This is a genomic window from Fuscibacter oryzae (assembly GCF_016765795.1).
In the GTDB taxonomy this organism is placed as follows: domain Bacteria; phylum Pseudomonadota; class Alphaproteobacteria; order Rhodobacterales; family Rhodobacteraceae; genus Fuscibacter; species Fuscibacter oryzae.
In genome coordinates this window covers 128,751-155,563 of the sequence record NZ_JAESVP010000003.1, presented here as the reverse complement: position 1 = coordinate 155,563, position 26,813 = coordinate 128,751, and the positions used below count along the sequence as shown (strand labels likewise).

Genomic DNA, 26,813 nt, shown 5'->3' with positions numbered 1-26,813 from the left:
ATCAGCCCGCGCCCAGCCAATGCTCGCTATTTCGATGATAGCACTGGCGGAGAACCCGGATGCGAGGTTACGTCGGACCGATTAAACACCCCTAACCTATCCGCGTCAGCTATCGTCCCCTCGAGCTGATGCTGGACGGCCCACCCGCTCTGCGCCGCGCAGGGCGGGTGATGGTCGGGCTGTTCTTGAGCGACTCGTCGCGCAGCCGCCAAGGGCGAACCGGCGCATTTCTGGAATACGCAAAGGGCTGGTTGCGCTCATCGCCGAAGCCCTGCATCGCGGACTGCCGATCTTGGTCGGCGTCAACGGTCTGAACCTCGCGGCGTTGCTCGCCTTTGCGGGTGAAGAGATCGAAGGGCCTCCGACCGAAGCCGAAGCGGTCACGCAGTGGTGCTTGGCCAAGGTCGCAGAACCGGCGGCTTGTTCCGTCTGAAACCATTCAGCTCAGATCTGAGAGACGCGCGACCCCGACAGGCGGTTCCGGGCAGAACGGCAGAAGGTAAAGCCGACGCGCCAGCCCGCTTCGGATGCGCGTGATTTGCGCGACCTCGGACGCGACCCGCCTTTGCAAAAGCGGGTTAGTGGTGCCCGTGCGCGCCATCGCCCGGTTGACGACCCAGGCCCAAGGCTCGATCCTGGCCCGCCGCAGGTCATCCTGAAGGCTTGCCGCTTCGGAGACCGGAGTGGTTTCCGGCAAGGCCACAAGGACGACCCGCGTATAGTCGGGGTCCTGCAACCGCATCAAAGGCGTGACGATACGCCCCTGCACGGTGCCCATGTCCTGCGTCATCTGGCGGTGATAGGCTCCTGTCGCATCCAGCAGCAAAAGTGTATGGCCTGTCGGCGCCGTATCCACCACGACAAAGGCGCTGCGGGCTTCAGCAACGATCCGCGAAAAGGCATGGAACACCGCCACCTCCTCGGTGCAGGGCGAAGCCAGGTCTTCCAGCATCAGGGCGCGGTCGGCCGCATCCAGATCGCGCCCTTTGGTGGCCATGACCTTTTCGACATAGCGAGAGGTTTCCGCCACGGGGTCGATACGGTCCACGGTCAGACCAGACAGGATGCCATCCACCACCAAGGCAACATGCGCGGCGGGATCGGTTGTTGTCAGATGCACCTGATGCCCGCGCTTGACCAAGCCCACGGCGATGGCGGCGGCCACGGTTGTCTTGCCCACCCCGCCCTTGCCCATCACCATGACCAGACCGCGACCGGCTTGCGCCAGTTCGTCTACCATTTCGGCAAGCCCGGCCTCATCGATACCTGGCGGAACCACCGCCACATGGCCGGCCGTCTCCTCGGGCCTGAACAATGCGCGTAGTGCTGGCAGCCCTACCATATCAAAGGATCGTAGCGGAACCTCGCTCCGGGGTAGAGCCGCAAGGTTCTGCGGGAGATGGGCCAGAACGGTGGCGTGATCGCGGGCCAGACCCTCTGCGACAGCATCCCTTTGCCCGCTCGCATGGAACACGCCGTTGACCACCAGGCGCTGATTGCCAAGCCCCAACGCGCGCAACTCGTCCGAGGTTCGCGCCGCCTCTTGCACCGCCCCACGGTCGGCGCGGGTTACCAGCACGATCGAACTGCGCTTCGGGTCGGCCAGGGCCTTCAGTGCAGCCTGGAACCGCGCCTCCTGCATCTTCAACCCCGAGTGTGGACCAAGACAGGAAGCACCACGGTCGTTGCCCTGCAAAAACCCCGTCCACGCGCGAGGCAGGCTCAGTAAACGCAGGGTATGGCCGGTCGGGGCGGTGTCGAAGATGATGTGATCGTATTCCGGCGCATCCCCGGCCAGCAGCCCGACAAATTCGTCGAAAGCCGCAATCTCGATCGTGCAGGCGCCGGAAAGTTGCTCGCGCACAGTGGTTATTTCCACTTCGGAAGCATCGGCTCCCAACTGGTCGATGACCCGTGCCCGATAGTCTTCTGCCGCCTTGTCGGGGTCGATGTTCATGGCGAACAGATTCACGGCGCCGGGAATGGCCGTCGGCTGATCGGAAAGCCTGGCGCCCAACATCTCGTCAAGGTTCGAGGCCGGATCGGTGCTGACCAGAAGCACGCGTTTGCCTGTATCCGCCAAACCCAACGCCACCGCGCAACTGAGCGAGGTCTTGCCCACGCCGCCCTTTCCCGTGAAGAACAGGAAATGCGTCGGATCTTCAAAAAGAGACGCGGTATCCATCAGAAGTCATCCCTATACACAAGACAACCATGCCGCGTCGCGGGGCCGCGAGCCATGACATGGGTCAAAAGTCTGGACCCAGCTGCTATTGAGCGCAACGTCGGTATTTGAAATCGATCGTTCGAAGAACTGGCTTCAGCGGCTGCTCTGGGCTGGCTGTGTTGCTCAGCAATATGCGACCCCGCACACATGAATCGCACCTGACACTCAGTTGGTCACCTCGACCAGAAATTTCTCCATCCCGTGCGACGATCCAAGGATGGCGCCTTAGATATCAGCATAACGTCTTCATGGAGATCGATGATGCTGACCCAACAGCGCCTGCGCCAGGTGCTCGACTACGACCCTGACACCGGGGTATTCACCTTTGTCAAAGGTAGCCGCAAAGGCCGGATCGCAGGCACCCGGCATGACGACAGAGGGTTTCTCAAGGTCTCCATCGCCAGCCATTATCACCTGCTTCATCGGCTGGCTTGGCTGTGGATGACAGGCACCATGCCCCGTAGCAACATCGAGCACATCAACGGCGATCGCAGCGACAACCGCTGGAAGAACCTGCGTGAGGCCGGGCGCAGCCAGAAAGAACAACACTGTCCGCCCAGACCTGAACCGACTGCGACGCGCGGGGTGTGGAAGATCGGCGATGCCTTCGAGGCGATGGTGCTTTTGGACGAGGCCGTCATCAACCTTGGCAGGTTCGAGACCGAGGAACTGGCCGCGGCCGCGATCAAATCCGTTTACGCAAGGGCGCGGAAACGCATTGATGAACAGCGTCGTCGGGCCGCGTGACCATGTTGACAGGGTGAGCAAGCGCAACATTTCGGGCCGAAAACCTGTCCACACGTCAACAAAGCGCAACATATTCCCGCTGAAACGCAACATTTCCGGTTGCTCCGTGGACGGATTTCGTTGCCTCGGGCGATGAAATGTTGCGCTTCGACCGATGAAAATCCCTTGTTTTGTTGATCCTGGCACGGAGAAGTGGGCGCTAAGTTTACATTCTGACCTCGCAAAATGAATTTTCCCGATAACTTGCCAGAGAGACGGACCGCAGGATCGGCTTGCGGCCATCGAAATCCACCTGATGCCGAACGTCCGCAGATCCACGATCCTGAGCACGAAACCGGTCGCGGACGATGATCACGGCTTGCCGCCATGCAGATCAGCACCGGAAGGACAGGTGCACAAGGCACTTCGTCCACGTCGCGGGCGTCTGAGGATACGCTGAAAGTGAAGGGAGAAACGAATGGTCATCGGCGGCGTTGACGGCGATCACCAGGAACAGCGCAGGGGGCGGTCAGGGGCAGCGCTGCTGATCTGGGTGCACATCACCACCAGCGAGAGCACGGATGCAGCTCAGCGCGCGCCTCAGCGAGTCTGGCGATGAAGGCGAAGATGATGGTGGGCCAGCGTGGTTGTCGTCGGGCGACATCTGCCCAGGACTGACATGGGAGAACGAAGGCGCGGAGGGTTCGGCCAGCGGGCGCGTTCAGTGCCCCGCGCCGTCGGCGCCAGCACCCTCCCGATCAAAGCTGAGTGCTACGGTTCAGGCGCCACATGCAGGTTTTTTTCACCGCCGTTTCCCGCCATGAAACCGACCAGATCGCGATTTCAGCCTTTTCTTTAAGGGCGGCAGCATCTCAAGCGGCCGCGATGGCCTAATAACTGGTAGAGATGGTATGGGTTGCTTCCTCACCATAGTCTACTACCTCCCTTTTTAGACCTTCATCCTCTTCCAAGCCGTCTGCTCTCTTTTCTCCTGCTGCTGAAACGCGACGTTGACCTTTTGGTTTAGTTCATCCCAGGATAAAAACGCGGGGGCGAGCCTTGCGTCAGGAGCTGGGTTCCTCGTTGACTTGTTCATCGCGCGCAAAGTTTTGCGAACCCCGTCCTTCATCTTTTTCCGGCGCAGGGTCGTTACGGCATCCATCACCATCAGCCCGATGACGCCGGTTTTCAGGTAGGTGTCCGCTCGCCAAGTCTCCCTTGTTCTGTGGATCAGATCTTTTGCGGTCCCAATCTGTGTCACATCCAGGAATGTCGGCAGCTTGAACTGAAAGTATTCCTTCTGAAACGTGGCCATCTTTAGCTGGCGCAGCGAGGGAATATCCGTGATCCCCATTCTTTGAGGTTCCTCACCTTTTAGCGTCACCTCGATCCTGACCCTCTTCCGGTCATCCGAAAGTATGGTGTGCTTACCGTTAGGGTTTTGCTGATCGATAACCTTGTCCATTATCCGTATCATCACATCTTCATCGCGCGCCCCGAGATACATCGTGCCATCAATGAATGCAGGCACATGGTTTTCAGACGACGAGCGACAGAAGATCGTTCCATCCGTCTCCGGTCCCATCATCAGCCACTGATTTTCATGACGTGCTTTGCCAATCGATACCCGCGGCCGACTAGCGCCATTCGACCAGATATCCCGGTTAGTCCAGATCGTCCTTTGCAGAGCGCCCAGGAGAGTCGCACGAGCGGCATCAGACGGTTGTGCTGGGTAAGCGTCAACGCTGATCTCGATGGCCGTCACGCGTGATCCTGCGGCCTCTCCGAAGGTGTTGACCAGCGCCCGGTGTATATCTTCAATCAGCGCCAGGTTCTTCGGCTCTTGAACGCGGATATGGCAGATGCTGAACGTCAGACCTGGCCCCATGTTCTTCGGCTTGATGTAGCTGCCTCGGTCAAGAAACCGGCGGAGAACCTGTTGGACATGCTGCCGTTGCGTCATCCTTCCGAACTCGACGCGGAACTCGATCCAGTCGATCACAGTGCGGAACCTGTAGGCATCAAGGTTCACGGCCGGCACCATCTTGTTCCGACCCGCCAGACGGCGTTGGACATTGCTGACGGGCATCAGGTCATGCGCCAGATGATAGGATGTCGAGGACGGTTTGCCGGCGGGAAGGGCTGCGAGGGTTGGAAGGGTCATGACTTTCTCAAGGTAACACGCAACCCTATATGCGCCATTGGCACGGATGTCGGGCAGGATCGAAGAAATTATACTGTTCGATCAGGGGTCAGTAGAAATTCTACGCAACGCAAAGAACTCATTTGCGTGTTCTGGGTTCTGATTTGACAACATCGTCTCGTTTGATCGTCTCGTTTGTCCCAGCACATCATGCCCGATAGCTCACAATCCAGCCCTCCAGAGCTTTCAGAAGGGGTTCTTTGATTTGCGTATTGCGATTCAGGGCCATACCGAGCGACGCGTTCAAAGGATTGAAGCCAAGTTCGCGCATGACATCACCATTCTTCAGCCCGCGCCGAGCCATGATCGCTCGGATGTCATCTGCTGCTTCGGGCGTCAGGTAGCGGTTCTGGTGAATTGGCCTTGGCGTCGATGCTGGTGTCGTAGGCTGGCTGACTCCTGGTGAAATAAATGACGTGGTGGATACTTTCGGTGCGCATCCAATCATAGCTTTGAAGGCAACCCTTTCTGCGGTGGTCGCCTTCGCCCAAGCCGAATGGAGCGCATCAAGAGCTGTTTTGGGTTTGCGCAGGCCCGCTTTGATCAGCGCCTCGGACGCATTCTTGAACTTTCCGGCCTGAAAATCGGCATAAATACCGGGGTGATCGATGCGCAGGCGGTCGAGATAGTAGCTGTTGTCGCGTTTCTGGCGTGTCTTGGTCATGTCGGGTTTGTCTGGCGATCAAGCATGTCCGCGTAGAATATCTACGCTTCGGGAGTGGCTTCTTTGCCACCATCTGTATTACCCTGGTTGGTCATGAGGTGACCCTCGACCGCCGCAAGCATCATCGACATCGGAATGTTCAACCCGGCGCTGACCGCCGCCAAGGCACTGAGCGACGGTTGGCGCCTGCCGTTCTCCAGCAGCGAAATGAACCGGACAGACACATCAGCGCGCTCGGCCAGTTCTTCCTGGGTCATGCCCGCGCGCAACCGTGCTTCGCGCAGGGCGGCGGCAAACGCGATGACCAAGGGTTCGTTGCTGCGATCCATGGCGGGAGCCATCCCGCACACCTTGACACCGCGCCACGAACAGTTGTTCTAGTCTTGGAAAGAACAACTGTGCTAACCATCTGGAAGCAGATCATTTGCAACGCAGTGCACAGCCGCTGCATCGAACTAAAAACCCAATGCTGACTGGAAACGGAATTGAAGAAACTCGTCCTTATAGCCTTTTTGACTTTGACCGCCTGCTCGGACCTGATGCAAGCCACCTACCAGCCGTCTAAACCGAACGCGAAGAACGTCCAGGCAGCGAAAGATCATCTGACGTATCAACTGATCGACCCATCGTCCGCTCAGTTCCGAGATATCCGCGGCGCGACGGCAACACTCGCCGATGGAACCAAGCGGGATCTGGTCTGCTTGGAGCTGAACGGCAAGAACAGGCTCGGCGGTTATGTTGGCTTCAGCCCGTTCAGCGTCGGTTTCAAGAACGGCACCATCGACCCGAACCAAGTGGCGACGGTCTACTATTGCCCTCGCTAATCGACTGCCCCTCAGAGATCAAAGGAGCGCTCCATACCCGGCGTAGCGACCGTCCGGCCTCTGCCCATCGCCCTCAATGAAAATCCCGGCTCGGAAACAACTTCTTGGCCTGCTCCCGCGGGTGATGCGCGCTTGACCTTCTGCTCCCACCAACCGGGCGCTTCGTTTCATCGGCGCGGCCGTCATTGATGTTGATCAGCACCTGACGACCGAGGGTGGCGAGGAGGGGTGACAGGTCTTCGACCCGCTCGGCGATCAGATGGGTGACCTGACCATCGCGCTGGATCCGGCCCGTGACGCGCAGGAGCCGACCGGCGATCACTGCCTTGCGGAAAGTGTCATAGATCTTCCGCCAGATCACCACGTTGGCGGTGCCAGTCTCGTCCTCCAGCGTCAGGAAGATCACGCCTGACGCTGTGCCTGGCCGCTGGCGGGTGATGACGAGGCCGGTGATGGTGATGCGCCCCTTGGCCTCAGCCAGGCGATTGTGGGGCAGACTTTCGGTCATCCCAGGTCGAAGAAGCTCCATCGGATGCGCACGCAGTGACAGGCGCAGGGCGAGGTAATCCTCGATCACCTCCTGACCGAGGGTCATCTGCGGCAGGACCACCGCGGGCTCAGTCAATCCCTCGCCATCTGCGCCGAACAACGGCAGCGGCTTTGGTGCCCGCAGCGCCTGGGCGGCCCAGAGGGCGTCGCGACGGGTCAGGCCAAGGGCTGAGAAAGCATCGCCTTCGGCCAGCCGTTCCAGCGTATCGGCGCGGATACCGGCCCGCCGCCAGAGGCTTTCCACGTCAGGATAGCCATTACCGCGGGCGGCGGCGATCCAGATGGCATCCTCCTCGCGCAGACCCTTGATCTGCCTGAACCCCAGACGCAGCGCCAACGCACCGTCCGAGCGCAGCTCCAGCGTGCAGTCCCAATGCGAGTGGTTGACCGACACCGGCCGCACCTCCACCCCATGATCCCGTGCATCGCGCACCAGCTGGGCAGGCGCGTAGAACCCCATCGGCTGGCTGTTCAACAGGCCGCAGGTGAAGATCGCCGGGTAATGGCACTTCAGCCAGGCCGAAACATAGACCAGGCGTGCGAAGCTGGCCGCGTGGGATTCAGGAAAGCCGTAGGAGCCGAAGCCCTCGATCTGGGCGAAACAGCGGGCGGCGAAACCGGCATCATAGCCGCGCGCCAACATGCCGGAGATGAAGCGGTCCCGAAACGAGCCGATGGTGCCCATGCGCTTGAAGGTGGCGAGGCTGCGACGCAGACGATCGGCCTCGGACGGGGTGAATCCGGCCGCGACGACAGCGATTTGGAGGACCTGTTCTTGAAAAAGTGGCACGCCATAGGTGCGACCAAGCACCTCCATCATCGCTGGACCAAGGTCTTCGACCTTCTCGCGCCCCTGTCGGCGGTTGATGAAGGGGTGGACCATGCCGCCCTGGATCGGGCCGGGCCGGACGATCGCCACCTCGCAGACCAGATCGTAGAACTGGCGTGGTCGCATCCGGGGCAGGAAGTTCAGCTGCGCCCGGCTTTCCACCTGGAACACCCCGATGGCATCGGCACGGCAGAGCATGTCATAGACCAGGGGATCTTCCGGCGGAACATTGGCGAGGGTCAGCTGCCGCCCGCGATGATCGGCCAGCATCGCAAACGACTTGCGGATCGCGGTCAGCATCCCAAGCGCCAGGATGTCCACCTTCAGCAGGCCAAGCGCGTCGATGTCATCCTTGTCCCATTCGATGACGGTGCGATCCTCCATCGCCGCGTTCTCGATCGGGCAAAGCTCATCCAAACGGCCATGGGTGATAACGAAACCGCCGACATGCTGCGACAGGTGGCGCGGAAAGCCGATGATCTCGCCGATCAACTGCATCGCCAGCACGACGCGCCGGTCGTTTGGCGACAGACCCGCGTCGCGCAGCCGGTCTTCGCCGGGGGCTGCCGACGACCAGCCCCAGATCTGCCCCGAAAGCCGCGCGATCACATCTTGCGACAGCCCCATGACCTTGCCGACTTCGCGGATGGCGGCACGACTGCGGAAATGAATTACGGTTGCCGTCAGACCGGCGCGGTCGCGGCCATAGCGGTCATAGATCCACTGGATCACCTCTTCGCGGCGTTCGTGTTCGAAATCCACGTCGATGTCCGGCGGCTCGCCGCGTTCCTTCGAAATGAACCGCTCGAAGATCAGGGTGATGGACTCAGGCGGCACTTCGGTGATGCCGAGGAGATAGCAGACCACCGAATTGGCGGCCGAGCCGCGCCCCTGGCACAGGATGCTCCTGGATCGGGCGAAGGCCACGATGTCATGCACCGTCAGGAAATAGGGCGCATAGCTGACCTCGGCGATCAGCGTCAGCTCCTTCTCGACGCGCTGGAGGATCTTCGGGGGTGGTCCTTCTGGATAGCGCCAGACGAGGCCATCGCGGGTCAGGCGCTCCAGACGGGTCTGGGCAGGTTCCCCATTCTGGGCCTCGTCGGGATATTGATAGCGCAGCTCGTCGAGACGAAAGGCACAGCGGTCGGCGATCTCTACGCTGCGACGGATCGCAGCGGGGTAACGATTGAAGAGGCGGGCCATCTCGGCGCCAGACTTCAGCCGTCGCTCGCCATTGGTCAGGCGGTTCCGACCGATGTTGTCGATGGTGCAGCCGATCCGCAGGCAGGTCAGCACATCGGCCAGAGGGCGGCGACTGGCGCGGTGCATCAGCACATCCCCGACCGCGACCAGCGCGAGGGCGGTGGCCTGAGCAAGTGCTGCGAGGTGGTCGAGGCGTCGCTGATCACGCCCGTCATACTGCGGGGCCGCGCCGAGATAGCACTGACCGGGAAAAGCGCGGGCGATGCGGGTGATGTCGATGACCGGCACGGTGGTCGTCATTGGATCAGGCGGCAGGGCGATCAGGATCAACCCCTGTCCCCACTGGATCAGATCGGCGCGGGTCAGGCTGCATTCGCCTTTGGTTGCACGACGCTTGCCCAAGGAAAGCAAGCGGGTCAGGCGAGACCAGGCCGCGACATCGGTCGGCAGCGCCAGCCAATTGACCGGACTGTCGGTCAGCTCCAGCCGCGCACCGGGGATCAGCCTGGGCAATGTCAGGTCGGATATCATCGGCGCCGATGTCTCGCCGGTGAAATGTGGCACGGTTTGTCGGCTGGAATGATCGGTCACACGCTGCGAGCGGATCGCCGGTCCCGGTTGCGCGATCTCGGTCTTTGCGGCCTCGGTCTGCGCCTCCTCTTTCAGCCGCGCCAGTTCCTTCAACGCCGAAAACGCCCGCACCACACCCGCGACCGAATTGCGGTCGGTGATGGCGATGGCGGTCAGGCCCAGTTCGGCGGCGCGGGTCACCAGCTCCTCGGGGTGGGAGGCACCGTTGAGGAAGGTGAAGTTCGAGGTGACGCAAAGCTCGGCATAGCCGGTCATGCGAACTCTCCCTGCACGCACCAGCTCGGGGTCTGTGGGGTGTGAAACAGCCAGAGCCGCGGGCCTTCCTGGGTCTCGATCCGCCAGTAGTCACGCAGGCCGCTGCGCCAGGCTGGATCATCGAACCACCATTCGGGGGCGATGCGTTCCGGGCCTTGGGCGCGCAGCGTGGTCAGGCGCATCCGCCGCCAGCGAAATCGCGCGGGCGGGTGGCCGGAGACCTGCGTGACAGGTTCGGGTGGAAACAGGGTGATCGGGCGTGGCGGACCAGACCAGGGCGGGGCCGCGACCGGCTCTGACCAGGCCGCCGACACCATCTGAAAGCTGCGTTCGGGGATCAGGCTGTCTGCCGGAGCCAGACGCAGCACGCGGTCAAAGCCGATGCGGTTGCCAAGACGCGAGACCAGATCGGCCAGCGCATCCTCCGTCTTGACCTGGGCGCCGTGGCCGATCTGTTCGGGGGCCATGGGTTCGGTGATCGCGGCAAAGAGGCGCAAAGCGTCGATGCCGAACCCTGCGTTGATCTCTTCGACGCCTTTGGCGAACAGCGCCAGGATGCGGGCCGGGTCACGCATGGCGCGTGCCAGCCCGATCTCGACCTGCACCGTTCCGCGATCGACCCGACGCAGTTCCAACCGCAGACGACGCGCTCCACGGCGATGCAGGGCCAGGGTGGTGCAGAGCCGGTCCAGCAAACGCGCCAGCCCGGCCATGACATCCGAGGTCAGGCCGATCGGGTCCGGCAGCGTCATCCGCACCCCGAAATGTGGAGGGTCAGGGTCGGCAGAGACCGGCTCTGGTTGGTGGCCCAAGATCTGATCGAGGCGCTGGATCAGGGCGATGCCGAACCGTCTTGCAAGGGGAGCCCTCGGTTGCGCGATCAGATCGCCGATCCGCGCCAGACCGACCCGCGCCAAAGCCTCGGCGGTGGCATGTTCGATCCGCAGGGCCGAGACTGGCAGGTGCTCGATACCTGCCTGCAAGGCACCCTCGGCGATGATACCGCCGCCATGTCGCGCCAGAGCATGGGCGGCGCCCAGACTGCCAGCGATGGCGCTGGTGACCGAAAGCCCGGCCTGAGCAAGCCTCGCATGAAGATCGCCCCGCACCTCGGCCTCGCCGCCAAAGAGATGCGCGACGCCCGTGATGTCGGCGATAAGCCCGTCCGAACCCGAAACGGCAACCATCGGTGCGTAACGACCGGCCCAGCGACGCAAGGTGGTCAGCGATCTGGCTTCGGCAACCAGATCGGCAGGCCGGGTCGCCAGATCAGGGCAGATCGCCCTCGCATCGGCCAGCGACATGCCGCGACGCAGGCCATGTCGTTCGGCCAGAGGGTTCAGACAATGTAGGTGATCGGCATTGGCCGACCGATGGATCAGCGCGAAGGGCCCCTCAACGGGCCGGGTCCGCAAGCTGGTCTCGCTCGCCAGCCTGGGAAACCAGATGGACATGAGGCGACGTGACATCCCACTCTGCAATCAGCGTTCCGATTGTTCCTGATTTGTTCTTGTTAAGGGACCAGCTGTGCAGAGTCGAGTCCGTCGTCGCCAATGGTGCGCAGTGCCAGCGTGTCTCGGTCGCGTTGCTGCCCTGACCCTCCTGGATCAACATCAGGCCGACCGTTCGCCCCGCCTCGGCCGCAAGTTGAAACCGACGACCGGCCGTCAGCGACAGCGGCTGTTGTGGCTCTGCGATGACCAGAGCGACGGGGCTGGCCCGCAACGCCTCTTCGACGCACCACAGCAGATCGGTCTCGCCTTTGGGGGTGAGGATCATCAGCCGTTCACCCAGCCCCGAAGGCAGACCGGCCAGCAGAGGGCGCTGCGGTTCATGCGCAGGCAGCACCCAGACGACCGGGCCGGGGTGACGCAGGCCCTGATAGACCGCGAAGGCGCGTCGGCCCGGTCCTTCGGCCTCGTGCACACGGGCTTTGGCGAGGGCGAGGGAGTCGCTGGACGGTCGATCACGCAGGGTCTTCATTCACACCCTCCAGCACGATGTCCAACTCGCCGTCCGGCAGTGGGCGTTGCAGATGCAGCGCTTGTTCGATCGGGGCCGTCAACCACGCGCGCCACTCCTCCGGCCGCACCAGGATCACGGGCATCGCCTTGGGGTGGATGGCCTCGACCTCGCGGTTGGGTGCGCAGGTGAGGAAACCAAAGGCATCGACCGTCACCTCGCCTTCCTTCACCTTGCGCACCGAGGTCCAGCCGGTGCGAATGCCAGCAAAGAAGGCCAGCGGTCGATCAGGGCCGAGTGCGAACCAGACGGGTTTGCCTTTGGTCGGCCCCTGGCGGGTGTCAGGCTCCGCGAAGGAGGTGAACGGCACGAGGCAGCGATGCTCGACGCCCAACCAGCGCCGCCAGTGCGGTGAGGCCAGATTGCGGACATTCGTCACACCGGGGTCGGTGCGCTTGCCGGTCAGAAACTGTGGTGGCGTCGGCAATCCCCAGCGCGCCATCGAAAGCCGCCAGCCACCATTTCCGCCATGACGAAAGATTGGCGCCAGGTAGTCCGGCCAGATTCCAGCCATCGGTGGCAGGTTGCCGGTCAGATCCTCGAAGGGCTCCTCCTCCTCGACGACATCATCGAAGACATGCCGCATCGCGTCCTGGCTTTTGGTCTCGGAGTAGAGGTTGCACATCGCAGGGTCCAGAATCAGCAAGATGACAGGGTGCGAACATTGTGCGAACTTGTCCAGTTCGAGATGCGTGAAAGAATTCCGGGCCGCTTCAGGAGAGGGGGGGGGGCGGCCGCAGAGGCCCAGAGGCGCGCTAGGAGGTGGGGTGGGGCTGTTTGAGGTGTCAGTGACTCACGAAAACAGAAGGGCTCTCAGTGACTCGCTCCTGGCCTCTCCGGCGATGCGCGCGTTGCGCGAAAAATCGGGGAACGGCTCGGTCTCGGGATCGATCGGTGGGTCTTGGATGTGCAGCATCCTGACAAACCGAAATCAACACCTCAAGACAGGCTAAGAAGCCTGTGTGCAAAAAATGGAAACACGGGCCGTAGCCCGTGCTTCGATGTGGTGCTCTGTCGAGCTTGTTAGCCGCTCGACCGCGATTTCTGAATGAGGTCAGAAAACAGCGGGCAGGCAACGAAGTCAAGCGCGAAGTCACCTTCAGAAATCGCAGTCCAGCGACAACTCAAAAGCACTTTCGGGTCATGGAGCCAAGTCCATCTCGACCAGGAAAATACTGACACTTGAACGGGGCACAAACCCAACCTGACCACATCTGCGGTGCCAACGAAGCTTTGCCGTAGCCTATCATACGACGCACAATTGCCCGCTTCGCACGCACTCACCTCGGAAGACGTGCCTACTATGACAAGGCTGAGCCGAGACCGAGCGGCTGTCAATGGACTTCAAAGATAATTTCCTCAAAAGCACTATGCAAAACCCACCACTCTCTGCCACACTCCCATACAACCACAGGGAGGACAACCATGCTCACCCGACTCGCACTCGACATCGGCTCCTCCAGTATAGGCTGGCTTCTCTATGAAGTCGTCAACAACCAGCCCGTGCGCATCCTTGACGGCGGGTCGCGCATCTTCGGCGACGGACGCGAGGCCAAGACTGGCCAATCGCTTGCCGTCGGGCGTCGCGGTGCCCGTGCCATGCGCCGGAGGCGTGATCGTTATCTGCGCCGACGGGCCGCACTAATGAAGCGTCTAGCGGCCGACGGGCTGATGCCGCAGGACCCGACCGAAGCGGCAGAGCTGACCACGCTCGACCCCTATGCGCTTCGCGCCGAAGGATTGGACAAGGCGCTTCCCCTGCCCCATCTGGGCCGCGCGTTGTTCCACCTGAACCAGCGCCGCGGCTTCAAATCGAACCGCCGCACCGACAAGGGTAACAACGAGGGCGGGCTGATCGTTGACGCCTCGGCCCGGCTGGATCAGGCTATCATGGCCTCGGGCGCGCGGACCTATGGCGAGTTCCTGCACATGCGTCGCGCCGAAGTCGATGATCAGCGCGCGGTGCCCGCGGTCCGCACCCGCATCAACCCGCATCTGACCGGTGATGATGGCAAGGAGCAGGCGGGCTATGATTTCTACCCCGACCGGCATCACCTGGAGGAAGAGTTCCACGCGCTATGGAAGGTGCAGGCGAAACATCACCCGGAACTGACCGACGACCTGCGCGACCTACTGTTCGAGACGATCTTTTATCAACGCCCGCTGAAAGCCCCTGCGATCGGCCGCTGCCTCTTCCTGCCTGAGCCCCGCCTGCCCAAGGCGCACCCCATGACCCAACAGCGCACGCTGTATGAAACCGTGAACATGCTGCGCGTCACCGCGCCAGGCCAGCCGAAGCGTCGGCTGACCCGGGCAGAGCGTGACAAGATCGTCTTCGCTCTGAACGGAAAGGAACCTGCGAAAAGCCCCGGATCAAACAAGCTGACGCTTACGGCGCTGAGAAAACTGATCAAGCTGAACGCCGACGAGAGTTTCTCGCTGGAAACCGCGATGCGCGACGCCATCGCCTGCGACCCGGTGCGGATGAGCTTGGCCCACCCTGACCGTTATGGCCCCGGCTGGTCGGCCCTGCCCCCTGAGGCGCAGTGGGAGATCCTCCAGCAATTGCGCGACGAACAGGACGGCGAAAAGCTGGTCATCTGGCTGATGGAGCGCACCGGGCTGGACCGAACCCGCGCCCGCGCCATCGCCGATGCGCCCCTGCCCGAAGGCTTCGGTCGACTTGGCGAAACCGCAACCCGCCGGATTCTGGCGGTGCTGATCGGCGGCACAGCGGATCAGGAGGTGCCTACCTACAACGAAGCGGTGGAATTCTGCGGCTGGAACCATTCGCACCTAGGCACCGGCGAAGTGCTGGACCGCCTGCCCTATTACGGCCAGATCCTTGATCGCCACGTCCTGCCCGGCACCGGCGAGGAGGAGGATGACGATGTGACCCGCTTTGGCCGCATCACCAACCCGACCGTCCACATCGGCCTTGGTCAGTTGCGGCGGCTGGTAAACCGGGTGATCGAAATCCACGGGCGGCCACATGAGATCGTCATGGAACTGGCCCGCGACCTGAAGATGAGCGAGGAGCAAAAGCGCGACCTGGCGCAGCTAAATTCAAAAAACCAGAAGGCGGCGGAAAACCGCAGCCAGAAACTGATCGAGGAACTGAAGGTCGAGGACAACGGCCGCAACCGCGCCATTCTGCGGGTGTGGGAGGAATCCTCGTCCGATCCATTGAAGCGCTTCTGCCCCTATACCGGCGCGCGCATATCCGCCGCGATGCTTTTTGACGGCAGTTGCGACATCGACCACATCCTGCCCTATTCGCGCACGCTGGACGACAGTTTCAACAATCGCACGATCTGCCTGAAATCCGCCAACCGCGAAAAGCGCAATCAGACGCCATGGGAGGCATGGGGGAACACCCCGAAATGGCCCGCCATAGAGGCCAATCTGAAAAACCTGCCGGACGGCAAAAGCTGGCGGTTCCAGCCCGATGCCATGGCCAAATTCGAGGGCGAGCGGGATTTTGCAGCCCGCGCCCTGATTGACACCCAATATCTGTCGCGCCTGGCACGGGAATATCTGGAAAGTCTTTATGCCGATGCCCTGCGCGACGGGCGCCGTCCGATCTGGGTAGTGGTGGGCAAACTGACCGAGCTTTTGCGCCGCCATTGGGGGCTGAACAGCCTCTTGCCGGATGCTCATCGCGGCACAGCCAAAGCCAAGAACCGCCAAGACCACCGCCATCACATGATCGACGCCGCCGTGGTCGGAGCGACCGATCAGGGCATGGTCAAACGCATTGCGGATATCGCCAAGGCCAATGTGGAAAATGGCCTAGAGGATCTAGCTGGCTCTATCCCCGCGCCCTGGCCCGATTTCCGCGACAGCCTCAAGGCCCAGCTTGACCAGACCATCGTCAGCCATCGCGCAGACCATGGCCGCATTGACCCCGGGGCGAAGAAGCAGGGGAAGGATTCGACCGCCGGCCAGTTGCACAACGATACGGCCTATGGCCTGACCGGGGAAAAACTGAAGGGCGTGCCATTGGTCGTGACCCGCAAGCCGATCGACAGCCTGACACCCGCGATGATCGACAAGATCCGCGATCCTCATCTGGCGCAGCTTTTGTCACTGGCGATCAAGGGCAAGGACGGCAAGGATCTGAAAGCCGCGATCGAAGCCTTCCGTGCCCGCCCCAGCCCCTATCGTGGCATTCGCCATGTCCGGATTATTGAGCCGGTAGATGTGATCCAGATTAGCGACCGACAAGGCCGTGCCTATAAAGGTTACAAGGGCGACAGCAACCAACGCTACGAGGTCTGGCGCCTGCCGGACGGCAAGCTGATATATCAGGTGATCTCGACCTTTGACGCCCATCAGCCGGGTGAACGCAAACCTCATCCCGCAGCAAAGCGCCTGATACGGTTATTCAAGGGTGATATGGTCCGACTTGACAGCAGTAAATTCGGCCCAGTCGTCGCCGTGGTGGTCAAATTTGACACCAACGGCAGCGTTACTCTGGTCGCACATAACGAAAGCAATGCCGATCAGCGTTACCGCCGAGACAAGGAGGACGTCTTCATTCGATGTCAGACCACGACATTGATAAAATCCGGTGCGCGTCGGGTGATTGTTGATGAAACTGGCCGAATCCGAGACCCCGGCGCGCGCTAAAACAGAATCCTTTGGAGGGAATCATCGGTCACGTTAACCTTTCTAGGTTGGCGTGTGCCGGAGAAAACCCTTTGGATCAAATCATTGATATCAGCCAGGAAGGCCGTCACCTGTCGCGGGATCGTGGCTTTCTGAAAGTAGAATCTGACGGCAAGACAATTGGCCGCGTCCCTCTTGATCATATTTCTGCCGTGATCGTGCATACGCACGGTGTCACCTGGAGCAATTCCCTTCTGGTCGAACTTGCAGATCGTGGCGCTCCGGTGGTTCTTTGTGCCACCAATCACCAGCCCAGGGCGGTCATTTGCTCGCTTGAGGGGCACCATATGCAGAATGCCCGGATGCGTGCGCAATGGGACGCCCCGCAACCCTTGATCAAACAGGCTTGGAAACAGATCGTGATTTCCAAGATCACGATGCAAGCCACCGCTCTGGCCGCAATCAGCCAACCGCGCGCCCCGCTTGACATGATTGCCCGCAATGTCCAATCGGGCGACAATGGCAATGCCGAGGCGCAGGCGGCGCGGATCTATTGGCCGCTGATGATGGGCAAGAGCTTCCGCCGCGACGTCGATCTGCCGGATATAAACGCGCTCCTGAATTACGGCTATACGGTTCTGCGGGCGGCTACGGCACGTGCCGTCGTGGCCGCAGGTCTGCATCCGACCATTGGCCTCTTCCACTCCAACCGCGCCAATGCCTTCGCGCTGGCCGATGACCTGATGGAGCCGTTTCGCCCGCTGGTCGATCTGACCGCACGCGCCATAGCGGCAGAGGCCGGGCCAAAAGTGTCGTCCGAGGCCAAAAACCGCATGGCCGGGCTCATTGCCCTGGACCTGCCGCTGATTGGGGAAACCAGCCCCCTTTCCGTGGCGCTGTCACGCCTAGCCGTCTCCCTTGCCCAAAGCTTCGAAGCGAAGCGGTTGATCCTTGCCCTGCCCAAGCCCCCTTCCCCACTTGTCCTCTCCGGGCTGGGCCGATGAGCAGCCCGACCACCTTTCTCAGCGGGTATCGCCTGATGTGGATACTAGTGATGTTCGACCTGCCGACCGACACCAAGCCACAACGCAAGGCGGCCGGAGATTTCCGAAACTTCCTGCTGGACGAAGGGTTCGAGCGCAGTCAGTTTTCGATCTACGCCCGCTTCATCAACGGCAAGGAAGCCTTCGAGACACGCGTGCGACGAATCGAAAGCGCACTACCCTCTCAGGGGGATGTCCAGATCCTGACATTGACCGACCGCCAATACCGTGACATCGTTCATTTCTCCGACCAAGGCAGGCGCCGCGCGCGAGAAAATCCGTCCCAGCTGGTTCTATTCTGATGCGATTCGCTCATTTTGCCAAACTCGATCTCGCCATCTTTCCCTTCATAAACAAGAAGTTATGGCGAGATCAAGTGTAGCCATTCAGAAATCGCGGTCCAGCGGCAACTAGGATGAACAGCGCCTCTGCCTTGTCGCGAGTGTAGCCATTCAGAAATCGCGGTCCAGCGGCAACGCTATGCATTGCCATGGCGCAGGCTAGGTGAGTGTAGCCATTCAGAAATCGCGGTCCAGCGGCAACGCCCCCGATAGGGCAAGCCCGCCAAGGTCTAGTGTAGCCATTCAGAAATCGCGGTCCAGCGGCAACAAGGGCTTGAGCGTGACGCAGACCGTAACCAGTGTAGCCATTCAGAAATCGCGGTCCAGCGGCAACTGCGCCGATCCATTTCCGCAATGTGACGAAAGTGTAGCCATTCAGAAATCGCGGTCCAGCGGCAACCCTTCTATGAAGGGGTTGGGGGTTTCGCCCAGTGTAGCCATTCAGAAATCGCGGTCCAGCGGCAACCCCTGTCCCCCGGGGGCGCGGTTACGCGGGAGTGTAGCCATTCAGAAATCGCGGTCCAGCGGCAACACACAACTGCCGATCTAGGCGGCAAGTTGCAGTGTAGCCATTCAGAAATCGCGGTCCAGCGGCAACCTTGTAGCCCTTGGCATGATGGAAAAGGCCAGTGTAGCCATTCAGAAATCGCGGTCCAGCGGCAACCTTGCGGGTCGGCAGATCAGTGCAGTGGACAGTGTAGCCATTCAGAAATCGCGGTCCAGCGGCAACGCAGCAGAACGCCCTTGCCGATCTCTACAAAGTGTAGCCATTCAGAAATCGCGGTCCAGCGGCAACCGCAGCCCGCCGAAACTACCGCCTGCGATACAGTGTAGCCATTCAGAAATCGCGGTCCAGCGGCAACTCCGCCGTATCATAGGCCAGCGACAGTTCAAGTGTAGCCATTCAGAAATCGCGGTCCAGCGGCAACACCACGCCGGATTGCACGGTCGGCTGCGGGAGTGTAGCCATTCAGAAATCGCGGTCCAGCGGCAACAGAACAGCCCGGCCTATCAGTTCAACATGCAGTGTAGCCATTCAGAAATCGCGGTCCAGCGGCAACCACGCCCGCTATGTCATCACCTATGTCAACAGTGTAGCCATTCAGAAATCGCGGTCCAGCGGCAACACCCGGCGCGCGGCGGTCTCGAACGCAACGAGTGTAGCCATTCAGAAATCGCGGTCCAGCGGCAACGCCGTTGCCGTTCCAGAGTTCGCACCCGCGAGTGTAGCCATTCAGAAATCGCGGTCCAGCGGCAACGCCATTTTGCGCAATGTAATAACGGCTAGTAGTGTAGCCATTCAGAAATCGCGGTCCAGCGGCAACCGTATGGCATTCAATTGGTTTCGTCGTGGTAGTGTAGCCATTCAGAAATCGCGGTCCAGCGGCAACGCTTCGCGGTCTGCCACCAGCGCGGCAATGAGTGTAGCCATTCAGAAATCGCGGTCCAGCGGCAACTTCATTGCCTTTGCCATGTCTTCCGCCGCGAGTGTAGCCATTCAGAAATCGCGGTCCAGCGGCAACTTCATAGCCAGGACTGAACGATGCGCCCATAGTGTAGCCATTCAGAAATCGCGGTCCAGCGGCAACAGCCGGGCGATGTGGTCATGGACCCGTTCAAGTGTAGCCATTCAGAAATCGCGGTCCAGCGGCAACGCCCGCCTTGACCCGGCCCCGCGCGACCCGAGTGTAGCCATTCAGAAATCGCGGTCCAGCGGCAACTTCATCGGCATATGGGGCGCTGGCTGTGGTAGTGTAGCCATTCAGAAATCGCGGTCCAGCGGCAACTTGGTGTGCGTGGTGATGCCTGCCGACTGAAGTGTAGCCATTCAGAAATCGCGGTCCAGCGGCAACTGCAACCGCTGCACACGGACATCGGTGACGAGTGTAGCCATTCAGAAATCGCGGTCCAGCGGCAACGCGTCACGCTCCGCAATCGCTGCGGCCATGAGTGTAGCCATTCAGAAATCGCGGTCCAGCGGCAACTGCGTGAGGCATTGAAGCCTGGTTTCAAAAGTGTAGCCATTCAGAAATCGCGGTCCAGCGGCAACTCTGCCTGCGGGCAATGCTGTTTGCATCTGAGTGTAGCCATTCAGAAATCGCGGTCCAGCGGCAACCGTCCGTCACAATCACACTCCCCAGCATGGAGTGTAGCCATTCAGAAATCGCGGTCCAGCGGCAACATGCGTGACGGCATCGAAATGCCGCCCGGCAGTGTAGCCATTCAGAAATCGCGGTCCAGCGGCAACTTGATGATCGTGCGGCACATGGACAGCGCCAGTGTAGCCATTCAGAAATCGCGGTCCAGCGGCAACTGGGCAACGTCAGCCATGTCAGGACGCCTTAGTGTAGCCATTCAGAAATCGCGGTCCAGCGGCAACGCTTGGCATCGCGCTTTCCCGAGCGCCGCGAGTGTAGCCATTCAGAAATCGCGGTCCAGCGGCAACAAAAATCGGTCTGATATGATGACGGTGGGTAGTGTAGCCATTCAGAAATCGCGGTCCAGCGGCAACGTTTCTCCATCGCGGATGACGCATGGGATAAGTGTAGCCATTCAGAAATCGCGGTCCAGCGGCAACTCGCGGTGCAGGCTGCGGCGCATGGTGTCGAGTGTAGCCATTCAGAAATCGCGGTCCAGCGGCAACCTGCGCTATTACGAGGCGTTGCGGGCCTGAGTGTAGCCATTCAGAAATCGCGGTCCAGCGGCGACTCATCGTGCCATCTGCTTGCGCTTGACGGGCGCACCAAACTCAATCAGCTCCAACGCCTCACCCAGAACGGCTAGAGCCTCTTCTTGCGGGTCACGCGTGTTGCTCAGCACACGAGTCAGCTGAAGGTAGTGCGATGCAGAACCACCTACATTGTCCGCCTTCAAGGGGTCTGCATGGGCCAATATATGTTCAATAGTTGAGGCAGGCACTTTCAAAGACATCATAATGGTAGCAGCGGTCCTACGAAGGTCGTGACGATGCCAGCCATTCGTGCTGGTCACTTCATGAAGCGCTTTCTGGTAGCGTGTCCAGTTGCCCAACTTGCGCTCGCCAGTCGCGTTCGGGAACACCAAGTCGGTCGGCTTGGCGCATTCCCAGTCAGGCAATCCGCGCAGGATTGACATCGCAGCATCTGACAAAGGTAGATTTTGGCTGCGCGAACCGCCCTTCGTCGATTTGACGCTGGGTTTGTGCCAAACCTTATTCAGACGATCCAAATGCTTCCAACGCATCGCGCAGACCTCCTCAAGACGCGCAGCAGTAAAGAGCAGAAACCGCATCGCAATGGGCCGATAGTCGCGGCTGGCCTCGAGCCTCAGACTGCCAACCTTTGGCGCTGGATAGACAAGGTAAGGCAGGACAGCCTTTAGCTCTGCCTCGGTGAGGACGCGCGTTCTCTTGCCAGCAATGGTCGGATCGTCTGAGGCTGGGTCGTGCGTGGTAACTAGGCTCACGACCCCAAGGCGAGGCAAACGCGATGCACCAATCTTAGCATAGATCTTCCTGCCTGCTGCCCAGTCCAGAACTGGCCCCAAGTAGCCGCGGGCTCGCGAAGCCTGACCATTGGCAGTTAATTTTCCGTCCTTTGGTTTTGCCCTCTTGTAACCGGTGGTGGCATGGGCAAACTCCTCATCGGTAATAGTTACCACCCGCCGATCCAAAAGCTCCTTGTAGACTCGCTCGATCACCTGCCGCGCACCACTCCGCTCTGAACGTGGCCCACGCGGTGCCCAAGTCTTTTTGGAGGAAGCAAATCGCGTCTCGAACTCGCCAAGGAGATCACGCAGCGTCACTTCCTCGCTTTCAGCTGCACCAGCACGCCGGATTTGCCGCTTTTCCTGGTTGATGTCTTTTCCCGCCTTAAGGTTGAGACGGGCCTGGTTCGCCCCCTCACGCGCCTCCTTTAGTGACATATGCGGGTATGCACCGAGTGTGATGGTCTGGAGCTTGTTCGCGGCGTCTTTCGCTTTGAGGATAAAGGTGACGCGCCCTTCGGCAGAAACTCTCGCCCTCAGACCCACTGCCACACTGTCGTTGATCTCGTGTCGGACCCCCGTCGGTTTCAATTTGCGCAGCGCAGCATCCGACAATGTTGACTTCGTTTGGGGCAAAGCTCATCTCCGATTGGGCTACCTATGGGCTACCAAAGGTGTGCCACTAGATACAACCGATTGCAGCTAACCGCAATAAATTGCAACAAATACCTCTACATAATTTCGACATAATTTCAGACACTTGCCGAAAAACTGCCTTGCCACCTTCACGCCACCACGATAGAGATACGAAGATTGAAAATCCGCGTGTCGCTGGTTCGATTCCGGCTCCGGGCACCACTTAAATCCCTGAAATCGCTAGGTTTATTTTCATTCCGATTTCTCTTTCGGTTTGGGCTTGACGCTTTTGGCGGAAGGTTTGACACTCCGCGCCCGCCGCGCGTTTTCGGTTTCGAGAGTTGCTATGGTCTCGCGGTTCTTGGTGGCGAGGTTGGCGGAGCGCGAATAGTGCCGCGCCATGGACAGGGTTTTCTGCCCCAGAAGGTCGGCGATGCGGCGTTCATCTAGCCCTGCGACGGCTACGGCGGCGGGTTGAACACCAAGGCATTCCTTCATCGGGTCTTGGTTTTTGCCTTGGACAACGACTTTTCCGGTATCATAGACATTGACGATAGCACCGTTCCCGACACTGATCTTCGTTCCGGTTCCATTCGGCAAGCGTTCTTCGGCGGCAATTTGAAACCCGCCAGCTTGCAGACACGCTTTCACATCATCAATGGCGATGTAATTCGCCCGATAGTTAATTCGTTGACGCTTTTCGACAGTATCGACGATCATTCGCCACGACACTAGCCTTCACAAATGCGTGATTGTTCCCTGCATGATCCAGCGACCGAAGTGGCCGGTTAAAACCCTGGGCAATTCCTAGGCAGAGGATTGGATTCTTGAAAAATCCCTGTAAAATCAGCATATTACAAGGATAAGTGGCAGCCCGTAGGGGAGTCGAACCCCTCTTACCTGGTTGAAAACCAGGTGTCCTAACCGATAGACGAACGGGCCACGGGCGGGCTTTTAGCCTCTGCCCCAAAGCTGCGCAAGAGCGAAAATCACCGATCTATATCCGCCGCAATCAACGCGATGGCCTGCTGATAGACCGAGGCCGCATTCCACTGTCCGATCACGGCAAAGTTCGGCTCTCCTGGCTGAAAGCCTAGGCCGGCTTGCCAGCCCTTTTGCTGCAGATAATGCGCCGTCGTGGCCATGGCATCGGCCATGCTGGCCAGATCGACCCGGCCATCCCCGTTGCCGTCGACGCCGTAAGCCAGCGCATTACCCGGCAGGAACTGGGTGTGCCCCAGTTCGCCATGTTTGGCCCCGATGGTCGCCGGACTGATCGCCCCCTGATCGACCAGCTTCAGCGCCCCCATCAGATGCGGGCGGAAAAAGTCGCTGCGGCGGCAGTCCCAGGTCAGCGTGGCAATGGCCGAAACCACGTTGGTATCACCCATGAAATTGCCAAAACCCGTTTCCATGCCGTGAATCGCGATCAGCACGCCCGGATCGACACCATATTGCTGGCGCAGCCCGTCATAGAAGGCGCGGTTCTTGGCCAGCCGCTTGCGCCCCTGCGCGGCAATCGCCTTGGCGCCCCGCACATCCATGAACTTGGCCAGCGAATATTTGAAACTTTTCTGGTTGCGGTCGGCACCGATGGTCGCCTTGGAATAGCTGGCCCCTTTCAGCGCCTTGATCCCGGCGGGGCCGACCCCCTCGGCCTTGGCCTCGGCGGCCATGATGCTCTTCCAGTCCTCGAACCCGGCAGAGGTATCGCCGCAAGGGGCGGCCCAGCCGGGCGATGATATCAGCAGACCGGCAAAGGAAAGGCAAAGAAGACGACGCAGCACGACAGGCCCCCGCGGGTTAAGGTATCGCGGTGACTGTAGCGGCAGTTGATGCCGGTGCAAGCCAGCTTGCGCCGAGATGGCGTTGTCACGGCAAGGTGTTGCACGGCCGGCTGGATTTTCGCTGCATCGCGGCATAGCCTATGGCGCGCTTCATGCGAATGCAGCAATACTGTCATCAAATGGAATCCGGTGCCGCCCCATCGTCCGGCCAGATTTCAGCGACGGAGCCACACCATGCCCCAGACGCATCCCCCGCTGCCCCAGCACCACCGCTGCCTGTTCCTGTCTGACCTGCATCTTGGTGCCATCGGTTGCCGGGCCGACCTGCTCTTGGACTTTCTGACCACCAATCTGGCCGAAACCTATTATCTGGTCGGCGACGTGCTGGACCTGTGGTCGCCTCTTTTGCCGTTCTGGACCGACGGGCATCAGGCGGTGCTGGACCATCTGTCCGAGCGCGAGGCGGATGGCGCGACGCTGATCTATCTGCCCGGAAACCATGACCCGCAGGCCACCCCTGCGCCGCAGGGCCGCCAGTTGCCGCCCCCATCGCCCGCCGCACTGATTTACGAGGCAGCGAACGGGCGGCGTTATCTGGTCACGCATGGCGATGTGATCGACGGCCGCCTGATCCGCCACCATGCGATGACCCGCTTTGGCAGCCGCATCGACCATGGCTTGCGCTGCATTGACCGTCTGCTGGCCCGCCTGCGCCGACAGGTGGCAGTAGACCGGCGCAGCGTGATCGAGTTCCTGATCACCTCGGTCAATGCGCTGATGTATCTGGGGCGCGGGCACGAGCGGCAGTTGGTGGCACTGGCGCGGGCCGATGGGGTGGATGGCGTGATCTGCGGCCATTTCCACATTGCCGCCCTGCACGATGACCACGGGCTGACCTATGCCAATTGCGGCGATTGGGTTGACAGCTTTTCGGCGCTGGCCGAAGGGTTCGATGGCCGATTGCGCCTTGTCGGCGGACGCGCGGCGCTGGTGCCTCGCAATGCCGTTGCACCGCTGCCCACAGGAGCAATTGGGGTATGATGGCGATCGGTCTTTTGTTGGCAGCAACAGGTCTGCTTTTTGCCCATCTGGCCACGGTCGGCCTTGGCCTTGCCCAACTGCGCCGCCCCCTGCCCCGTCGGATCGGTCAGCCGCCCGTGACGCTGCTGCGCCCGGTCTGCGGCAGCGATCCGTTTGATGAAGAAACCCTGCGCTCTTCCTTCACCCTGGAATACCCGCAGTATGAGGTAATTTTCTGCGCGCCAAACGAGGCAGACCCCGCGGTCGCTCTGTGCCGTCGGCTGATGGCACAATATCCGCATGTTCCCGCGCGGCTGCTGACCGGGCTTGATGCGCTGACCAACCCCAAGCTGGCCAATCTGGCCAAGGGCTGGCGCGCCGCGACGTATGAATGGGTGTGCATGACCGACAGCAACCTGCTGCTGCCGCCGGATTACCTGACAACCGTCACAGGCAGTTGGGCAGAGGGGACGGGCCTTGTCTCTTGCCCGCCGGTCGGGGTGCGGCCTGCCGACCTTGGGGGCCATCTGGAATGCGCGTTCCTGAACGGCAATCAGGCGCGGCTGCAACTGGCGGCGGCGCGGCTGGGCTTTGGCTTTGCCCAAGGCAAGACGCTGTTCTGGTCGAAACCGGCGCTGGAGGCTGCGGGTGGCATTGCCGCCCTTGGCCGCCATCTGGCCGAGGATGTTACCGCCACCCGCATTACCCGCGAACAGGGGCTGCGGGTCAGCCTGCCGCCACGCCCTTGGGCGCAACCGATCGGGCAGCGCAGCCTGCGCGCGGTCTGGAACCGCCAGTTGCGCTGGAGCAGGGTGCGCCGCGACGGCTTTCCCCTGCTGTTCCTGCTGGAACCGCTGAACGGTGCACTGCTGCCCGCTGCGCTGGCCTTTGCGGCAACGGGTCTGGCCGGAGGCAGCGCCATCTGGCCGCTGGCCTATCTTGCGCTGTGGTATGGGGCAGAGATCGCGCTATGCCGGGCCGCCCGCTGGCCGCTGGGCTTACGCGGTGTGCTGGCCCTGCCGCTGCGCGATGCGCTCCTGCCTGTGCTGTGGCTGGCCACCTTCCTGCGCCGGGGCATCGAATGGCGGGGCAATGCGATGGCTGTCCCTTCGGCGGCCCCCACAGTATGACCGGGCCACGGTTCTCTTGCCTGATCCCCGCCTGGAACGAAGGTCCCCGGATCGGCGCGGTTCTTGCAGCGATTGACCGCCATCCGCGACTTGATCAGGTGATCGTCATCGACGACGGCTCAACCGACGATACGGCAGAGATTGCCCGCGCTCATGGCGTGACGGTGCTGCAAACCCCCGGCAATCTGGGCAAGACTCAGGCGCTGCTGGCCGGGCTGGCACAAGCCAGCGGCAGCCATCTGGTGCTGATCGACGCCGATCTGACCGGCCTGACAGCAGCAGACATCGACGCGCTTATTGCCCCCGTGGCCACGGGCCGCGCCTTTGCCAGCCTGTCCTTGCGCGGCAATGCCCCCCGCACCTGGCGGGCGCTGGGATTGGACTACATCAGCGGTGAACGCGTGATCCCGCGCGCGCTGATTGCCGGCCAAGAGAGTGCACTGGCCCGCCTGCCCCGCTTTGGGTTTGAGGTTTTTCTGAACCGGCAAATTCTGGCGCAAGGCGGCAAGGTGGCGGTGGTGCGTTGGCCCGACGTGGCCAGCCCGGCAAAATCGGCCAAGCGCGGCGGGCTGTGGCAGGGCATCAAAGGCGACGTGGCGATGATGCGCGACATCTTCGCCACCGTGCCGATAACCGAGACGCTGCACCAGATCATCCGTCTGCGGCAGCGCGCGGTCTGACCGG

General features: G+C 61.1%; 20 protein-coding genes, 1 tRNA gene and 1 CRISPR repeat array. Of the genes, 9 read left to right on the top strand and 12 right to left on the bottom strand.

Annotated features, from left to right (window positions below; genetic code table 11):
• Positions 1-226 precede the first annotated feature (226 nt).
• A complete protein-coding gene (locus JI744_RS06660) occupies positions 227-433 on the top strand; it encodes a DUF2478 domain-containing protein (protein ID WP_202659367.1) in 207 nt (68 codons plus the stop codon).
• A gap of 6 nt (positions 434-439) precedes the next feature.
• Here the strand turns inward: JI744_RS06660 and arsA are convergent, their stop codons facing one another.
• Positions 440-2,185, bottom strand: coding sequence for an arsenical pump-driving ATPase (gene arsA / locus JI744_RS06655; RefSeq protein WP_202658922.1), 1,746 nt, complete (start codon positions 2,183-2,185; stop codon positions 440-442).
• Between the two features lie 303 nt (positions 2,186-2,488).
• On the opposite strand from arsA, the gene JI744_RS06650 reads away from it, so the two are divergent.
• Positions 2,489-2,974: an HNH endonuclease gene (locus JI744_RS06650; RefSeq protein ID WP_202658921.1), complete on the top strand. Its 486-nt coding sequence runs from the start codon at positions 2,489-2,491 to the stop codon at positions 2,972-2,974.
• Between the two features lie 928 nt (positions 2,975-3,902).
• Here JI744_RS06650 and JI744_RS06645 read toward each other — a convergent pair.
• The 3 genes from JI744_RS06645 to JI744_RS06635 all read right to left on the bottom strand — a co-directional run bounded on the left by JI744_RS06645 (position 3,903) and on the right by JI744_RS06635 (position 6,161).
• The gene (locus tag JI744_RS06645; RefSeq protein WP_202658920.1) at positions 3,903-5,117 is read right to left on the bottom strand and encodes a hypothetical protein; all 1,215 of its coding nucleotides are present in this window, start codon (positions 5,115-5,117) and stop codon (positions 3,903-3,905) included.
• Positions 5,118-5,304: 187 nt separating this feature from the next.
• Positions 5,305-5,820, bottom strand: coding sequence for a hypothetical protein (locus tag JI744_RS06640; protein ID WP_202658919.1), 516 nt, complete (start codon positions 5,818-5,820; stop codon positions 5,305-5,307).
• Positions 5,821-5,861: 41 nt separating this feature from the next.
• Entirely contained in the window at positions 5,862-6,161 is a 300-nt protein-coding gene (locus JI744_RS06635) for a helix-turn-helix domain-containing protein (protein WP_202658918.1), read from the bottom strand.
• Positions 6,162-6,305: 144 nt separating this feature from the next.
• On the opposite strand from JI744_RS06635, the gene JI744_RS06630 reads away from it, so the two are divergent.
• Positions 6,306-6,644: a hypothetical protein gene (locus JI744_RS06630; RefSeq protein WP_202658917.1), complete on the top strand. Its 339-nt coding sequence runs from the start codon at positions 6,306-6,308 to the stop codon at positions 6,642-6,644.
• Positions 6,645-6,717: 73 nt separating this feature from the next.
• On the opposite strand, the gene JI744_RS06625 is transcribed toward JI744_RS06630, so the two are convergent.
• The 4 genes from JI744_RS06625 to JI744_RS06610 are packed head-to-tail and all read right to left on the bottom strand — an operon-like array spanning position 6,718 to position 12,742.
• Positions 6,718-10,074: an error-prone DNA polymerase gene (locus tag JI744_RS06625; RefSeq protein WP_202658916.1), complete on the bottom strand. Its 3,357-nt coding sequence runs from the start codon at positions 10,072-10,074 to the stop codon at positions 6,718-6,720.
• Positions 10,071-11,489: a Y-family DNA polymerase gene (locus JI744_RS06620; RefSeq protein WP_328756974.1), complete on the bottom strand. Its 1,419-nt coding sequence runs from the start codon at positions 11,487-11,489 to the stop codon at positions 10,071-10,073. Before JI744_RS06620 ends, JI744_RS06625 begins: the two co-directional genes overlap by 4 nt.
• The gene (locus JI744_RS06615) at positions 11,470-12,057 is read right to left on the bottom strand and encodes an ImuA family protein (protein WP_236019305.1); all 588 of its coding nucleotides are present in this window, start codon (positions 12,055-12,057) and stop codon (positions 11,470-11,472) included. The genes JI744_RS06620 and JI744_RS06615 overlap by 20 nt, the downstream gene beginning before the upstream one ends.
• Positions 12,041-12,742: an SOS response-associated peptidase gene (locus JI744_RS06610; protein WP_328756973.1), complete on the bottom strand. Its 702-nt coding sequence runs from the start codon at positions 12,740-12,742 to the stop codon at positions 12,041-12,043. The genes JI744_RS06615 and JI744_RS06610 overlap by 17 nt, the downstream gene beginning before the upstream one ends.
• Positions 12,743-13,521: 779 nt before the next feature.
• On the opposite strand from JI744_RS06610, the gene cas9 reads away from it, so the two are divergent.
• The 3 genes from cas9 to cas2 are packed head-to-tail and all read left to right on the top strand — an operon-like array spanning position 13,522 to position 18,052.
• Positions 13,522-16,728: a type II CRISPR RNA-guided endonuclease Cas9 gene (gene cas9 / locus JI744_RS06605; protein WP_202658914.1), complete on the top strand. Its 3,207-nt coding sequence runs from the start codon at positions 13,522-13,524 to the stop codon at positions 16,726-16,728.
• A gap of 11 nt (positions 16,729-16,739) precedes the next feature.
• Complete coding sequence (gene cas1, locus JI744_RS06600) at positions 16,740-17,711, top strand: type II CRISPR-associated endonuclease Cas1 (RefSeq protein ID WP_236019304.1); 972 nt, start codon at positions 16,740-16,742, stop codon at positions 17,709-17,711.
• Positions 17,708-18,052, top strand: coding sequence for a CRISPR-associated endonuclease Cas2 (gene cas2, locus JI744_RS06595; RefSeq protein ID WP_236019303.1), 345 nt, complete (start codon positions 17,708-17,710; stop codon positions 18,050-18,052). Before cas1 ends, cas2 begins: the two co-directional genes overlap by 4 nt.
• Positions 18,053-18,125: 73 nt before the next feature.
• Positions 18,126-20,800: direct repeats of the CRISPR family, unit length 36 nt; unit sequence AGTGTAGCCATTCAGAAATCGCGGTCCAGCGGCAAC.
• On the opposite strand, the gene JI744_RS06590 is transcribed toward cas2, so the two are convergent.
• From JI744_RS06590 to JI744_RS06575, 4 genes are all read right to left on the bottom strand, one after another.
• Positions 20,801-22,192 (bottom strand): tyrosine-type recombinase/integrase, encoded by a 1,392-nt coding sequence (locus tag JI744_RS06590; protein WP_202658913.1) that lies wholly within the window; start codon positions 22,190-22,192, stop codon positions 20,801-20,803.
• A gap of 252 nt (positions 22,193-22,444) precedes the next feature.
• Positions 22,445-22,912, bottom strand: a complete 468-nt coding sequence (locus JI744_RS06585) for a hypothetical protein (protein ID WP_202658912.1) — start codon at positions 22,910-22,912, stop codon at positions 22,445-22,447.
• A 147-nt stretch (positions 22,913-23,059) separates the two neighbouring features.
• Positions 23,060-23,134 (bottom strand) — tRNA-Glu (locus JI744_RS06580).
• A 47-nt stretch (positions 23,135-23,181) separates the two neighbouring features.
• Positions 23,182-23,976 carry a lytic murein transglycosylase gene (locus JI744_RS06575; protein WP_236019331.1) on the bottom strand — a complete coding sequence of 265 codons (795 nt, stop codon included), beginning with the start codon at positions 23,974-23,976 and terminating at the stop codon, positions 23,182-23,184.
• Positions 23,977-24,213: 237 nt separating this feature from the next.
• Between JI744_RS06575 and JI744_RS06570 the strand changes: the two genes are divergently transcribed.
• Genes JI744_RS06570 through JI744_RS06560 form a run of 3 tightly spaced genes read left to right on the top strand, consistent with a single transcriptional unit; the run spans position 24,214 to position 26,809 of the window.
• A complete protein-coding gene (locus JI744_RS06570; RefSeq protein WP_202658910.1) occupies positions 24,214-25,020 on the top strand; it encodes a UDP-2,3-diacylglucosamine diphosphatase in 807 nt (268 codons plus the stop codon).
• Entirely contained in the window at positions 25,017-26,129 is a 1,113-nt protein-coding gene (locus tag JI744_RS06565) for a ceramide glucosyltransferase (protein WP_236019302.1), read from the top strand. The genes JI744_RS06570 and JI744_RS06565 overlap by 4 nt, the downstream gene beginning before the upstream one ends.
• Complete coding sequence (locus JI744_RS06560) at positions 26,126-26,809, top strand: glycosyltransferase family 2 protein (RefSeq protein WP_202658909.1); 684 nt, start codon at positions 26,126-26,128, stop codon at positions 26,807-26,809. The genes JI744_RS06565 and JI744_RS06560 overlap by 4 nt, the downstream gene beginning before the upstream one ends.
• Positions 26,810-26,813: the final 4 nt, after the last annotated feature.

Coding starts and splice junctions, on each gene's coding strand:
- JI744_RS06625 (WP_202658916.1), bottom strand. CDS start 10,074: ATGACCGGCTATGCCGAGCTTTGCGTCACCTCGAACTTCACCTTCCTC.
- JI744_RS06615 (WP_236019305.1), bottom strand. CDS start 12,057: ATGAAGACCCTGCGTGATCGACCGTCCAGCGACTCCCTCGCCCTCGCC.
- JI744_RS06570 (WP_202658910.1), top strand. CDS start 24,214: ATGCCCCAGACGCATCCCCCGCTGCCCCAGCACCACCGCTGCCTGTTC.
- JI744_RS06585 (WP_202658912.1), bottom strand. CDS start 22,912: ATGATCGTCGATACTGTCGAAAAGCGTCAACGAATTAACTATCGGGCG.
- JI744_RS06565 (WP_236019302.1), top strand. CDS start 25,017: ATGATGGCGATCGGTCTTTTGTTGGCAGCAACAGGTCTGCTTTTTGCC.
- JI744_RS06650 (WP_202658921.1), top strand. CDS start 2,489: ATGCTGACCCAACAGCGCCTGCGCCAGGTGCTCGACTACGACCCTGAC.
- JI744_RS06640 (WP_202658919.1), bottom strand. CDS start 5,820: ATGACCAAGACACGCCAGAAACGCGACAACAGCTACTATCTCGACCGC.
- JI744_RS06560 (WP_202658909.1), top strand. CDS start 26,126: ATGACCGGGCCACGGTTCTCTTGCCTGATCCCCGCCTGGAACGAAGGT.
- JI744_RS06635 (WP_202658918.1), bottom strand. CDS start 6,161: ATGGCTCCCGCCATGGATCGCAGCAACGAACCCTTGGTCATCGCGTTT.
- arsA (WP_202658922.1), bottom strand. CDS start 2,185: ATGGATACCGCGTCTCTTTTTGAAGATCCGACGCATTTCCTGTTCTTC.
- cas2 (WP_236019303.1), top strand. CDS start 17,708: ATGAGCAGCCCGACCACCTTTCTCAGCGGGTATCGCCTGATGTGGATA.
- cas9 (WP_202658914.1), top strand. CDS start 13,522: ATGCTCACCCGACTCGCACTCGACATCGGCTCCTCCAGTATAGGCTGG.
- JI744_RS06645 (WP_202658920.1), bottom strand. CDS start 5,117: ATGACCCTTCCAACCCTCGCAGCCCTTCCCGCCGGCAAACCGTCCTCG.